Here is a 12,404-nt window from a genome sequence, read left to right as displayed (position 1 = left end):
GGGTGGCACAGCAGGGGCCGGCGGTGCTGGTGCAGGCGGCGTTGCAGGCGTGGGCAGGATCGGCCGGCGTTCAGGTGGCGCAGGACACCAAAGCCGGTTACGAGATCGCGCTGCGCCAGGATCAATGGTCGCTGGATTACGAAGGCATGTTCAAGGATGACTACATCCTGTCCTACACCGTCACGGCCACCTTGAAGGCGCCTGGCGCGCGACGTGCCAGCGCACGTGGCAGCTGCCAAGGCCAGTTCGAGCAGAAGCGACCGCTGTCGGAGTGGCAGGCCAATGATCATGCCGCGGTAGCGGAAGCCTCGCGGCAGATCGGCCCGGAATGTGCGGTGTTGATCGCCCACATGCTCGGGCTGGCGGATCGCGAGACCATCACCGCGCTGATCGGTGAATCCAACGTGCAGGTCGCGGCTGTCGATGCGCCCGCCATGGCAGCGGGCGCGATGGAGGTCGAGCCGGGGCAAGCGGCTGGGCTGAGCGACGCCGATGCGCTCGACGCACCGGGCGACACCGCGACACCTTCCGCTGGCGCGGCGACCCAAGCCGAAGAGCACGTCGATCCAGCGCAAGTGCAGGGATAGGCGCACCGGGCCTCGGTGCCACCGAGGCCATCGGGCAGCGTGCGCTTACCCGCAGTTGGCGCGCACGATCTTGTTCTGTTCGTCCACTTCGATGCTGAGGCGGTCTTCGCGGAAGTCCATGGTCATCGCCATGCCCGGCTTGAGCACGCGTGCATGGCGGGCGCCGCTGTCCTTCACCGCCTTGCTGATCACCGCCTCGCTGGCGGTCTGCCCGACCAGGCCGGTCAGCTTTTCGGCATCGCAGCGGCTGGCGCTGTCGGCGCCGGCGGCCATCGGCTCGGAGGTCGGCGCGCTGCTCTTCGGGGGTTGGCTGCAGGCGGCCAGGGGCAGGGCACAGCCGAGGGCAAGCAGGAGTGTCATACGCATGCGGCGTTCCTCACGGGCGGTAAGTAGCGGGCAGTGTGGTGGGTCTGTGCTTCACGCGGTGTCAAAAGCACCGTCCATGACCCGGTGCCGGCTCAGCCACCCTGCAACGCCAACGTCTCCCGCTCGCGCTGTTCTTCGGCGACCAGCCGCAGCATCAGCAGCGACAGGGTGACCACGTCCTGGTGGTTGTGGTCGGCCACGCGCCGCAGGTTCACCGCGCTGCCGCCACGCAGGTAGTTCAACCACGCCGCAGGCGCTTCGGCGCCCGGCAGGTCGTCTTCGCGGACGATCTGCAGCAACTGGCGTTCGATGGTGGCCAGGCGGCAGTTCTCCCAGGTGCCGCGATAGCGGCGGCGGGTGGGGAACAACAGGTCCACGTGGTCCAGCGGGGTGATCGGGCAGCGTTGCCGGGCCAGGCGGTAGCGGGTCTTCAGCAACGGGGCGTCGTAGCAGCGGCCGTTGTAGCTGGAGAACACGGTACTGGGCTGCAACCAGCCGGCAAACTCGCGCAGCATCGCGGTTTCGGCGGCCATGGTGGTCATCAGCAATTGGCGGATGCGCAGGCCGTCGCCTTGTTCGGGATGGGCATGCCAGTCGGCGGCGCCGATCATGAAGGCGCGGGTGCCGGTGCCGCCGGCCAGGCCGGTGGTCTCGGTGTCGAAGAACATCAGGTCCTGCGGCTGCACCTGTTCGCCCTCACGCCTGGCGAAGGCCAGCGACAGCGCCTGGGTGGGGATGGGCTGGGGCAGGAACGATTGGATCAGGAACAGGCCTGGCGCGATTTCCTCGCCGGGGATGTGGCGGTCCTGCGCGGTGGCGCGCGGTTGGGCGGCGGTGGCGCTGGCGCCGCGCCCGCGCAGGCCGAGCAGGCGATGCAGGCCGCCGACGTCGGGTTTGCGCAGGGTCGGTGCAGGCGCCTTCGCTGCCGGAACCGGGGCAGACTCTCCCGTGGGTTTGTGGCGGATTTCCTGCTCGACCCAGGCGAAGACCGAGGCCGGCGCGGGTTTGCGCGCGTGGGCGTCGTTGGCGGCACCAGGGAGGGGACCGGCCGATGGGCCGATGGGGGGCGACGCATGGTCGGCAGCGACCAACGCATTGCCTGCTGGCGCAAGCGTTTCACCGCTGGCCGCAACGCACTCCCGGGCAGGCGCCGGCGTGGCATCGCCGGCCTGCCGGCGCAGCAGGCGCAGCTTGTCCAGGCTCAGGCTCACTGCGGCACCACCTCGGCGGTGACGCGCTCGCGCTCGGCGGCGCTGGGCAACGCGTGGTCGTCGAACAGGTCCAGCACCTTCAGCGCCAGCGCCCGGGGCGTGGTGGCATCGTCCTCCTGGCCGGCCAGCACCGGGCCGACACAGGCCGGGCAGCCGGCCTTGCAGTCGCAGCGCTGCACCAGTTCGCGCGCGCGCTGCAGCAGTTCGGCCTGGCGCAGCCACAGCGGTTCGCTCAGGCCGACGCCGCCGGGGAAGTTGTCGTACAGGTACACGGTGGGCACGAACTGCTGCTGCAGTTCGATCGCGCTGGCATCGAACTCGGCGCCGCGCAGCTGGCCGCGCCCACTCTGGTCGGCCACCGCGAACCACGCGCCGTCGCCGYTGCCCACGGCCTTCTGCAGGTCGCGCGCGTCGGCCATCACCGCCACGGTGGCCACGATGTGCAGCGCGTAGGCCGCGCCGAGGAAGCCATCCAGCGCTTCCTGCTTGCTGTCGAACGCGGTCAGCAGCAGCGCCTGCGGCAACTGCCACCACACCGCCGTGGTGTGCAGTTCCTGGTCGGGCAGGTTGACCGGGCCGTAGCCGATGTTCTCGTGGGTGTAATAGCGGATTTTCTTGTAGCCGGCCACGCGCCGCACCACATGCACTTCGCCGTGGTGGGAATCGCCGCGGCCGGCGATGCAGCCGTCGAAGCGGTCCAGCACTTTGAGCTTGGTGAAGTCGATGCTGTCGGTGTAGTAGTCCACGTGGGTGCGGGTGACATAGGCCTTGCGGCCTTCCCAGTCCAGCCGCTCCACCTGGTAGGGGCTGGACTGCACCATGTGGATGGCGCCTTCGTACAAGGTCAGCGCGGCGGCGGAATAGTCCACCTCGGCGATGATCTGCTGTTTGCCATCGCTGCGGTCGACCACCACGAAGTTGCCGTCGGCCACCGAGCGCAGGCTGACCGCGTTGGCCGGATAGCTGTCGGCGATCCACTCCCAGCGGTCGCCTTCGCGGTGGATCACCTCGGTTTCGGCCAGCGCTTCCAGGAAGACCAGCGGATCGATCGGGCCGAACGGGTCGCCGGCCAGGAACGGAAGCTCGAAGGCGGCGCAGCGGATGTGATCGAACAGGATCAGCGGCTGGTCCGGCGCGATGCGCGCGTGCTCGGGCGAGGCGTCGGCGAAGAAGTCCGGATGGCGGACCACGTACTGGTCCAGCGGCTGCGAACTGGCCACCATTACCCCCAGCGCCGGTTGCTGCCGACGCCCGGCGCGGCCGAAGCGCTGCCAGGTGGCCGCCACGCTGCCCGGATAGCCGTTCAACACGACGACGTCCAGGCTGCCGATGTCCACGCCCAGCTCGAGGGCCGAGGTGCTCACGATGCCGTCGATCAGCCCGGCGCGCATGGCGCGCTCGGTCTCGCGGCGTTCGGTGGGCAGGTAGCCGCCGCGGTAGGCGCGGATCCGCGCGGGCTTGCGCGGGTCATGGTCGAAGATGTCCTTGAGGTACTTGGTCAGCACTTCGACCATCAGCCGGCTCTGCGCGAAGATCAGCGTCTTCAACCCGGACTTGATTGCGATGCGGGCAATCCGGTTGCTCTGCGAGCGGGCCGAGGCGCGCAGGCCGAGGTCGGCGTTGACCACCGGCGGATTCCACAGCAATACATGTTTCGGACCGCTGGGCGCGCCCGACTCGGTGATGGCGGTGACCGGCGCTTCGATCAGCGCCTGCGCATGCGCCTGCGGGTTGCCGATGGTGGCCGAGCACAGGATGAACTGCGGCTCCACCCCGTAGAACGCGCAGATCCGCTTGAGCCGGCGCAGCACGTTGGTGACGTGGCTGCCGAACACGCCGCGGTAGGTATGCACCTCATCGATCACCACATAGCGCAGGTTCTCGAAGAACTGCGCCCACTTGGTGTGATGCGGCAGGATCGCCTGGTGCAGCATGTCCGGGTTGGAGACCACGATGTCGCCGTGCAGGCGGATCGCCTGGCGTGCATCGCCGGGGGTATCGCCGTCGAAGGTGAAGGCCTTCACCCCCAGGTCGCCGGCGCGGTTGAGTTCGAGCAGCTCGGCCACCTGGTCCTGGGCCAGCGCCTTGGTCGGGAACAGGTACAGCGCCTTGGCCTTGCCCTGCATTGCCGCGCTCACCACCGGCAGGGTGTAGCACAGCGACTTGCCGCTGGCGGTGGGGGTGACGATGGCCACGTGCTCACCGCGCTGGGAGGCCTCCCAGGCCTCGGCCTGGTGGCTGTACAACTGCTCGATGCCGCGCGCCTTCAGCGCGGCGGCCAACGCGGCCGGTACATCGGCAGGCAGCGGTGCATACCGGCCTTCGCGGGCGGGAATCGTGAAGCTGCCGGTGATGCGGTCGGCATAGCGCTGCTGCAGGCGTGCGGTAAGCAGCGCGCCGTTGCGCGAGGGCAGGCCGTCGGTGGTGGACAGGCGGCGCTCGGCGTCTTCGGTGCGCTTGGCGAGTTCGTAGGCCATGGGGGCAACGGTCTGCAAAGGACGCTATGGAATCACAGACCGGTCTCAATGTTTGAGACACCGCAGCGGCGGCGGGTGAATGATTCAGCGCCGCCGCCGGCGGATCAGTAGCGCTTGGCGCCCTTCACCGCCGCGTCGATGGATTCCTGGATGCGCTTGATGTCGTTCTGCCCGGCGTCGACGTATTTCTCCACGCAGCGGAAGTGTTCCTTGACCTCGCGCTGGTAGCGGCTCTGGTCCGACGGCGTATTGCCCGAAGGTTTGCGCGGCGGCTCGCAGCGCGGCGCCGGGTAACGGCTGCTGCTGAGATTGCTGGGGCCGGACACCGCCCACGCGGCACGGCTGTGCAACACCGACGCGCTGGACACCAGCGCCATGGCGACCATCACTACGACACGCGACATGGGCGATTCTCCTGGAAAGTCGCAGTATAGGCACCGGCGGCACGCGCTCGAACGGCATCGCGCTGCCTGCCCCCCCTTCCATCGGAGCCTGCCCGCGCATGACGCGTCTGCTTTTTCTTATTGCCCTGTCCACCCTGCCCGGGACCGCGCTGGCGCTCGACGCCGCCGCTGACGGCACCTGCCGCAACGGGGCCTTCCCTGCCCAGCAGAGCGACTTCGCCCTGGCCACGGTGAGCGGTGACACGCGGTTGTACCTGCTCGGCGACCTCGACGGTTGCCCGGCCAAGGGCGAGCCCGCCTGCCGCCAGCGCAGCTACGTGGTCGGCGGCGATACGCTGATCACCGGGCGCACGCTGGGCAGTTATCGCTGCGGCTTCTTCCCCAACCATGTTGGCGGCAGCGCCGGCTGGGTCGATGTGCGGCGCCTGCAGCCCGTGCCCGCGCGCGCCGCACCGACGCTGCGCGACTGGGCCGGGCAGTGGCACGACGGCGACAACACGCTGGATCTGGTGGTGCGGGACGACCAGCTCGTGCTCACCGGTGAAGCATTCTGGCCGTCGGCCAAGCCGACCGCGCAGCGCCCCTACGGGCCCAACCTGGGCCAGATCGACGCCGTGGCACGCCCGGTCGGCACAGTGCTGGAGGCCGTCGACAAGGACGACGCATCGTGCACCCTGCAGGCGCGCTGGCTGGGCGACTACCTGATCGTGACCGACAACAGCGCGTGCGGCGGCATGAACGTGCGCTTCAACGGGGTCTACCGCCGCGACAAGGGCCGCCGTTGAGCGCAGCTGAACCGCAGCTCCAGCGCCTCTACGAAATCTGACGCCTGCCTCCGTATGCTTGGCCGCAGCACGCAACGGGCAGGGACATGGCGGTGGCACTGAGTGGATATCAAGCAGTAGTACTGGCCGGCCTGCTGGTCGCCGGCGGGGTGCACGCACAGCAGGTGGAATCGCCGCCGGAGCCGGCCATGCCGCCGCCGACGGAGGCGCCGGCGCAGGTCACCACGCTGGGCGAAGTGCGCGCGCTCAAGCCCGAGGATGATCAGCCGCTGGACCTGTACCGCTACAAGAGCCCGGTGAAGCTGGAGTCCAACCGTTTCAGCCGCTCCTGGAGCGAACCGCCCTCCCCCGAGCAGGTCAGCATGAGCGGCGGCTACCTGATGATGGGCATCAACTACGGGTTGGGAAAGGCCGCGCAGGGGCTGCACAAACTCACCGGCGGCCCGGACCAGATCCAGTCCGCCGTGGCCCGCCCGCCACCGGAGTTGAGTGCCGAGCAGCAGCGTCGCGCGCAGGAATTCTGTGCGCGGCAGGACGACTGCGTGGTGCCTGCGGGGCGATAGCCGGTTCGCGGGCCAGGCAAATCAGGGGGCAGGCGGGACCCTACGCGGTCGCCAGCGCTCCAGCCACCACAGCAGCCCGGCCACCAGCACGAACGCCAGCAGCCAGGGCCAGCGCGGGCCGGGGGCGTTCACGGTGCCCGATGCCGCACTGCCCACCGCATCGCGCACCAGCAGCGCATTCGCATCGCGTTGCTGCTGGCGGTACAGCGCCGGCGCGCTGGCGGGATCGAACACGTAGAACGCCTGCGCGAGGTCGCCCTGTTGCAGCTGGTGCCAGCCGGCCTGCTGCGGCCAGTAGCCGGCGCAGTGCCCGGCGCCGGTGGCCGGATCGACACGCAGCGGCACCGCGATGCCGGCCGGACTGCGCACCTGCGTTTCGGCGGCCACATTGCACAGCACCACACGTTCGCCCGCCCACGGCGTGGGCGCATCGATACGCACCTGCACCGCATTCGGCAGCGGTCGCGCCACGCTGGCCAGTACACCACTCCACAATTCGGCATGGCGATCATCGCGGCCAGCCAGTACCAGCCGGTAGCTGTCGCTGACCGGCAGCAGCGCCAGGCGGCCCTTGCCCACGCTGCGCCAGCCGCCGACCGGTTGGCCCTTGTCGTCGCGCAGCAGGGCGGTGGCGTCGGTGGCGCGCAGTGGGAACTGCTCCAGCACCGGTACCGCGGCACTGTGCGAGGCCGCATCGGCCTCATCGATGTAGGTCGTTGCCTGCGTCGCCGGACGTTGCGGGCCGCGACGCGCCTGAAGCAGCGCGGCATCCGGATCGGCGGCCAGCTGCAACGGTGTGCCCGGGGTGTTGCCGGTAACGGGCAGGCCCCATCCGCGTAATACCCGGCGTGCGCCGTCACCGAGCGGCCCGCCGGTGCGCACCAGCACGCCCAGGCCCTCGCGCAGCGCCTGCTGCACGGTGCTGCGCTGGGCGACACCGAGGGTGAGGAGGCTGCGTTCGTCGAGGATCAGCACGTCGGTGGCCGCCAGCCGCGTGGCGGTGAGTGCCACGGGGGCATCGCCGAGCGAGACGCCGCCGCCGGCGCTGGCCTGGGCCTGCACGTCCAGCCCGGTATCGGCCGCCCAGCGGCGCAGGTATTTCAGTTCCGGGCCTGGTGCGCCGGCGAGGATCAGCACGCGCGGCGCGGGTTGGTCGAGCGTCTGCAGGGGCACCGGCACGTTGTCCACTACGTGGCGGCTGGCATCGAGCAGTCGCAGGCTGAAGGTGCTGCGGCCGCCGGCCCGCGCCACACCCTCCAGGGCGATGCTGCCGTCGCTGCCGAGCGTGCCGCGATCAACCACGACCCCGGCCGGGTCGAGCAGCTCGGCGCTGGCACCGGCAACGCCCTGCGCGCGTGCATGCAGTTGGAACACGCTGCCCGGCGCGGTGATGGGTGGCGCCTGCAAGGCACGCCAGCCGCGCGGTGGCGCCGGCTGCAGCAGGTGCACCTGCCCGGGCAGGGTGATGTCGCGGTCGCGCGCCGGCAGGCCATCGCCGATCACGCGCAGCGACTGCGTGCCTGGATGCAGGCGCAGCGCGGTGCCGAGGTCGGGGACGGCGGTCGCGGTGGACTGCGCGGCCTCCGGCAGGGCGACAATGGTGTCGCCGCTGGCAGCTGACCACTGCACCTCCTCCGCACCGTGGGTCAGCACGGTCAGACGATCGGCGCGCGCCTGCGTAAGCGGCGGTACCAGGGTGAAGTACAGCAGCCCACTGACGGCGATCTGCAGTGCCAGCAGCGCGGCCAGGTGCGGGGCGCTGCGACGCGGTCCGCGCCGCTGCTGCCAGAGCAGGCGCGCGCTGCCGATCAGCGCGATGGCCAGCAGCGCCAATGCGATCCAGCGTGACTCGATCATCGCGCGCCCTCCAGGGCATCCAGGTACGACTGCCCCATCCGATCGGGTGCGGCGCGCCGCGGCACCTGCGGTGATGGACGCAGCAATGCGCGCCACAGCTGCGCACGCAGGGTCTGCCGACACGCGCTGCAGTCCGGGGCGATGCGCAGTTCTTCGATCGCCGCCGCCAGGCTGAGCGGGTCGGTCAGGCGCGTTTCATTGCGGCGCAGCCATCGGGTCAGCGCATCCAGATCGGGCACGGTCTCGGTCGCGCCCAGTTGCTGCCATACCGCCACGATGGCGGTATCCGGTGCGTCCAGTGCGCGGATCGGCAGCGTGCGGCTGGCGAGGTCGGCGCGGTTGCCGCTCATGCGTCGGCCTTCGTCGATCGGTGGCAGTTCCGGGCCGACCCGCGCCAGGTAGATGCGCTCGGCCTGCTGGACCTGCTTGATGAAGGCCAGCGCTTTGTTGGCATAGGGCAGCGCGGCCTCCGGACGGCCCTGGCGCAGCTCGCCTTCGGAGGACCACATCTGGTCCAGCGCGGCCTTCAGCGTGGCGCGCGTCTGTGGGTCGAGCAGGGTGGCGGCTTCGGCGTGATCATGGGTGTGGCCGTACTCGGACAGCACGTCGGTGGCGCTGCCGAATACCGGTGGGCTGCCGGTCTGCGCGCTGCCGTGGTCATGCGCGTCGCCACCGGCCTTGTCGTCGTCGTGATCGTGATCGGGCGGTGTGTCGCTGGTCGGCAGCGCATCGCTGGTGGGCGGTGGCTTCGCGCCGCCCTCGCTCTCCTCGCCCAGGAACTGGCCATAGCGCAGGCGCAGGATGCGCTGGTCCACGCCGATCGCATCGGCGCGCCGGGTGAATTCTTCCGGCGGCAACTGCCGGCGCCGTTTGATCAGCGCTTCGGCGTCGATGATGATCTGGCGCTGGCTGCGGAAGTACGCCGGCAGGGTCTTCTTGACCATGCCCTCCAGTTCGGCGCCCTGCACCTGCTCGGCACTGGGCAGGCGCAGGATCAGGCTGGTGCTCTGCGCAGCCTGCGGCGTGGGGGCGTGGTTGTCGCGCACCTGCAACTGCGCGATCACATCATTGCCCGGCGCCGCGCCGAGCGCGGCCAGGTCCAGCGTGCGTGCGAAGCGGCGCAGTGCCGGTGCACCGCTGCCGGACAACGTCAGCGTCTGCTCGCGGAAGGTGATGTTCTCGCCGCTGCCCTGGGCCAGGGTGATCTTCAGCTGGGCATCGGCGGCGACACCGTAGTCATCGCTGGCCTCGAACTGCAGGGCCCACTGGCGCTGTCCCGGCGTGCCCAGCACCAGCGTGCGGTCCGGGACGATCACGCGCACGTTCGGTGGCCGATCGGGCAGCACATCCAGACGGTAAAGGCGTTGTTCGCGCAGCGCCGGTTCGGTGACCACGCGGTACAGCGCGGCGCGGTCCGCGTTCCAGGTGCCGGTCCATTCCTCGCCGGTGCGCACCAGCGCCATGCGTCGGCCATCGTGGAACTGCAGGGCGACCTGCGTGGGCTGCGCGGAAAAGCGCAGCGACCACTGCAGCCCACTGCCCTGCGCGACCTTGGCGTCCAGCGTGGTCTGCACGCGGGCCGGCTGGCCGGTGTAGGCCGGGGCTGTGATCGCCAGGCGCGTGGATTGCAGGCGCGGCGGCAGTGCAGCGGTAGCGGCGGGCGGCGATGACAGGGACGGCATCACGTTGCCGCCGACACTGCGCGGCCAGCCCAGCACCAGTGCGATCACCACCAGTCCCAGCAACCACGACACCGCCATCCAGCGCCGTGGCCAGCGCGGCCGCAGCTCGGGAATGGATGCCTGCAGCGCGGCCGTTACCCGCGCCTGCTGGCGCTGCTGCAACGGGTTGAGCGTGGCCGCATCGGCAAACAGCAGGTCGGCGCTGTCCTGGACGATGCGATGGGTGTCGAGCTGGCGCACAAGCCAGTGCCGGTCCAGCTGGCGACTGCGCCAGGTGGACAACGCCACGCTGGCCAGCAGGCTGATCAGCAGCACTACCGTGGCGCTATCGAAGCCGCCCACGCGCAAGGTAAGCGCGGTGGCGGCAAGCGCCAGTGGCAGCGCGAGCAGCAGCGTGGCCCACCACTGGCGCCGCCGCGCGCGCTGCCAGCTGCGCTGCAGCAGGGGGCTCATGCCGGCACCCCGCGACGTGGCGACGTCGCCAGCCAGCGTTCCAGCGCGAACAGCAGCACGATCAGCCCGAGCAGCCACGGCGCGAGGTCCAGCGGTTGCGGCGCGGGTGCGTGGGCTCCGGTCAACGGTGCATGCGCGGCGGCGGCCACCCACTGCGGTGCGGCGGGTGGTCGTGCAAGGGCTAGCAGCTGTTGCGGAAAAGCCGGATCTTCGAGGATCGGCAGTGTCGAAGGAGTCATCGCAGCATGGAAGCGCAGGAGGCGACCGTTGCCGACGCGGCGCTCGCTGATGGCCGCCTGCCCCTGCGCGTCGCGCAGCACCACCGTTTCGGCAGCCGCGCGCGTTACGGGCTGCGTGACCAGCAGCGTGCCGCCACCGTCCAGCCATGCCTGYCACGTAGGCGGCAGCGGCGCGGCGGACAACCACACGCCGATCTCGCCCTGCACCGGCGCTGCGTCCGTGGCGGCAGCCAAGGGTTGGCCGGACCACGCCCGCTGGACCGCGTTGAGGACGCGCTGGGCCGGTGCATCGGCCTCTCCGCCGAGGCGCAGTCGCGGCGCACTGCTGGTTGCGTCTGGCGCGGCCGGCACTGTGCGTGCGATGGGGCGCCACTGCACCGGGCGCGACAGGCGCGGGCGCTGCGCATCCGCGCCGGGCATCCGGTCCGGGACGTAGACGGTCAGCGGTGCACCGGCCGGCAGCTGCTGGTCCAGTTCGCGAAGCAGGCTGGACAGTGGCTGCGTGGCGCTTGGTGCCGGCGTATCTGTCGATGCAAAACCGGGCGACAGCCAGCGCCAGTCCGCCTCCGGCTGCTGCGCGCGCAGCGCCGCGGCATCCAGGCCGGGTGCCACGGCGATCACCGCGTGGGTATCGGGCGCGCTGCCCTGCAGGACCGGTCGCGCCAGCAGCAGGGCCAGCGCGGCCAGCAACAGCAGGCGCACCAGCAGCAGCGGCCATTCGTCGAAACGGATGCGCTGGCGCGGCCGTACCTTGGCGCGCAGCCAGCGCAGCGCGGCGAAATCCAACGGCGCGTAGTGATGACGGCGGGCCAGATGCACCAGTAGCGGCACCAGCCACGCGGCCAATGCCAGCAGACCCAGCGGGAACAGCAGCGCCAGGTTCATGCGCCGCTGCCCGGGCCGAACAGCAGCCGCAGCGGTGCATCCAGCGGCTGGTCCATGTAGCCCACGGCGTGCGCGATGCCACTGGCATGCAGCCGCGCCTGTAGCGCGTGCTGTGCCTGGCCGAAGCGCGCCAGGTAGTCGGCGCGGATCACCCGTCCATCGCCGAGCAGCTCCTCACCGGTCTCCGGATCGCGGAAGCGGTGGCCGTCGGTGAACGGAAAATCGCGTTCGTCGGCACTGAGCAGCTGAATCTGCAGCACCTCGCGGCGGGCGGCCGCCAGGCGTTCCAGCAGCACGATGCCGGCCTCGTCGAAGCCATCGCCGAGTGCCACCAGCAGGTCACCGGCCTGCACGCGCTCCCAGACCGGGCGCAGCGTGTCGACCGCCGGCCAGCCGCCCTGCGCCTGCAACTGGCGCAGCATCAGGTGCACGCGGTCGCGCTGGCGCGGGCCGCTGCCGGCCGGCACCAGCTGCACGCCGAGCCCGTTGACCGCGATCACCCCGAAACGATCGCCCTGCTGCAGCGCCAGTTCGACCACGCAGGCGGCGGTGGCGCAGGCCTGGTCCAGGCGCGACCACGGCGGCCGCGCGCGATCACGCTGCGCGGCCGACGCAGTGGCATCGATCAGCACCCAACTGGTGATCGGGCTTTCGCGCTCGGACTCGCGCACGAAGAAGCGGTCCGAACGTGCATACAGCTTCCAGTCGATCTGGCGCAGCTCGTCGCCCGGTTCGTAGGCGCGGTACTGCGCGAACTCCAGGCCGGCGCCGCGGCTGCGGCTGGCGTGTTGGCCGATGCCATGCGCACCGCGTGCACGCCGCGGCAGCAGACGCAGCGCCTTCAGGCGGCTGCGCACATCGGCGGGGAGGGCGATCGGGGCGTGCGGGGTCATGC

At 70.6% G+C, this 12,404-nt stretch carries 11 protein-coding genes; 3 read left to right on the top strand and 8 right to left on the bottom strand.

Translation table 11 applies throughout. From position 1 onward, the window contains the following. Positions 1 to 587, top strand: a 587-nt coding sequence (locus tag AC1DQP_RS03840) for a hypothetical protein (RefSeq protein ID WP_478051129.1), incomplete at its 5' end; no start/stop codon positions are given. A 45-nt stretch (positions 588 to 632) separates the two neighbouring features. On the opposite strand, the gene AC1DQP_RS03835 is transcribed toward AC1DQP_RS03840, so the two are convergent. The 4 genes from AC1DQP_RS03835 to AC1DQP_RS03820 form a co-directional block, all read right to left on the bottom strand. Beyond that, positions 633 to 953 carry an I78 family peptidase inhibitor gene (locus tag AC1DQP_RS03835; protein ID WP_256777303.1) on the bottom strand — a complete coding sequence of 107 codons (321 nt, stop codon included), beginning with the start codon at positions 951 to 953 and terminating at the stop codon, positions 633 to 635. Positions 954 to 1,045: 92 nt separating this feature from the next. Further along, positions 1,046 to 2,164 carry a ribonuclease H-like domain-containing protein gene (locus AC1DQP_RS03830; protein WP_457318256.1) on the bottom strand — a complete coding sequence of 373 codons (1,119 nt, stop codon included), beginning with the start codon at positions 2,162 to 2,164 and terminating at the stop codon, positions 1,046 to 1,048. Further along, complete coding sequence (locus tag AC1DQP_RS03825) at positions 2,161 to 4,641, bottom strand: DEAD/DEAH box helicase (RefSeq protein WP_478051128.1); 2,481 nt, start codon at positions 4,639 to 4,641, stop codon at positions 2,161 to 2,163. The genes AC1DQP_RS03830 and AC1DQP_RS03825 overlap by 4 nt, the downstream gene beginning before the upstream one ends. Before the next feature lie 104 nt (positions 4,642 to 4,745). Next, on the bottom strand, positions 4,746 to 5,045 hold the full coding sequence (locus AC1DQP_RS03820; protein WP_457318037.1) for a hypothetical protein: 300 nt from the start codon (positions 5,043 to 5,045) through the stop codon (positions 4,746 to 4,748). A 98-nt stretch (positions 5,046 to 5,143) separates the two neighbouring features. Between AC1DQP_RS03820 and AC1DQP_RS03815 the strand changes: the two genes are divergently transcribed. Together AC1DQP_RS03815 and AC1DQP_RS03810 are read left to right on the top strand one after the other, a co-directional pair. After that, the gene (locus AC1DQP_RS03815; RefSeq protein WP_457318036.1) at positions 5,144 to 5,830 is read left to right on the top strand and encodes a hypothetical protein; all 687 of its coding nucleotides are present in this window, start codon (positions 5,144 to 5,146) and stop codon (positions 5,828 to 5,830) included. Between the two features lie 86 nt (positions 5,831 to 5,916). Next, positions 5,917 to 6,393, top strand: a complete 477-nt coding sequence (locus AC1DQP_RS03810) for a hypothetical protein (protein WP_457318035.1) — start codon at positions 5,917 to 5,919, stop codon at positions 6,391 to 6,393. Positions 6,394 to 6,414: 21 nt separating this feature from the next. Here the strand turns inward: AC1DQP_RS03810 and AC1DQP_RS03805 are convergent, their stop codons facing one another. From AC1DQP_RS03805 to AC1DQP_RS03790, 4 genes are read right to left on the bottom strand one after another with little or no spacing between them, the layout of a single operon-like run. Beyond that, positions 6,415 to 8,250, bottom strand: a complete 1,836-nt coding sequence (locus AC1DQP_RS03805) for a hypothetical protein (protein WP_457318034.1) — start codon at positions 8,248 to 8,250, stop codon at positions 6,415 to 6,417. Continuing rightward, positions 8,247 to 10,385, bottom strand: a complete 2,139-nt coding sequence (locus AC1DQP_RS03800; RefSeq protein ID WP_457318033.1) for a hypothetical protein — start codon at positions 10,383 to 10,385, stop codon at positions 8,247 to 8,249. Before AC1DQP_RS03800 ends, AC1DQP_RS03805 begins: the two co-directional genes overlap by 4 nt. Further along, a complete protein-coding gene (locus AC1DQP_RS03795) occupies positions 10,382 to 11,509 on the bottom strand; it encodes a BatA domain-containing protein (protein ID WP_478051127.1) in 1,128 nt (375 codons plus the stop codon). Before AC1DQP_RS03795 ends, AC1DQP_RS03800 begins: the two co-directional genes overlap by 4 nt. After that, entirely contained in the window at positions 11,506 to 12,402 is an 897-nt protein-coding gene (locus AC1DQP_RS03790; RefSeq protein WP_457318031.1) for a DUF58 domain-containing protein, read from the bottom strand. Before AC1DQP_RS03790 ends, AC1DQP_RS03795 begins: the two co-directional genes overlap by 4 nt. Positions 12,403 to 12,404 lie beyond the last annotated feature (2 nt).

Source organism: Stenotrophomonas sp. P5_A8 (assembly GCF_056400545.1).
The sequence above is the reverse complement of the archived record's forward strand: the minus strand, read 5'-3'. Positions and strand labels throughout refer to the sequence as shown.

Bases quoted from the DNA above. Each gene is read 5' to 3' on its own strand.
- AC1DQP_RS03835 (WP_256777303.1), bottom strand. From the start codon at position 953: ATGCGTATGACACTCCTGCTTGCCCTCGGCTGTGCCCTGCCCCTGGCC.
- AC1DQP_RS03800 (WP_457318033.1), bottom strand. From the start codon at position 10,385: ATGAGCCCCCTGCTGCAGCGCAGCTGGCAGCGCGCGCGGCGGCGCCAG.
- AC1DQP_RS03810 (WP_457318035.1), top strand. From the start codon at position 5,917: ATGGCGGTGGCACTGAGTGGATATCAAGCAGTAGTACTGGCCGGCCTG.
- AC1DQP_RS03820 (WP_457318037.1), bottom strand. From the start codon at position 5,045: ATGTCGCGTGTCGTAGTGATGGTCGCCATGGCGCTGGTGTCCAGCGCG.
- AC1DQP_RS03790 (WP_457318031.1), bottom strand. From the start codon at position 12,402: ATGACCCCGCACGCCCCGATCGCCCTCCCCGCCGATGTGCGCAGCCGC.
- AC1DQP_RS03805 (WP_457318034.1), bottom strand. From the start codon at position 8,250: ATGATCGAGTCACGCTGGATCGCATTGGCGCTGCTGGCCATCGCGCTG.
- AC1DQP_RS03815 (WP_457318036.1), top strand. From the start codon at position 5,144: ATGACGCGTCTGCTTTTTCTTATTGCCCTGTCCACCCTGCCCGGGACC.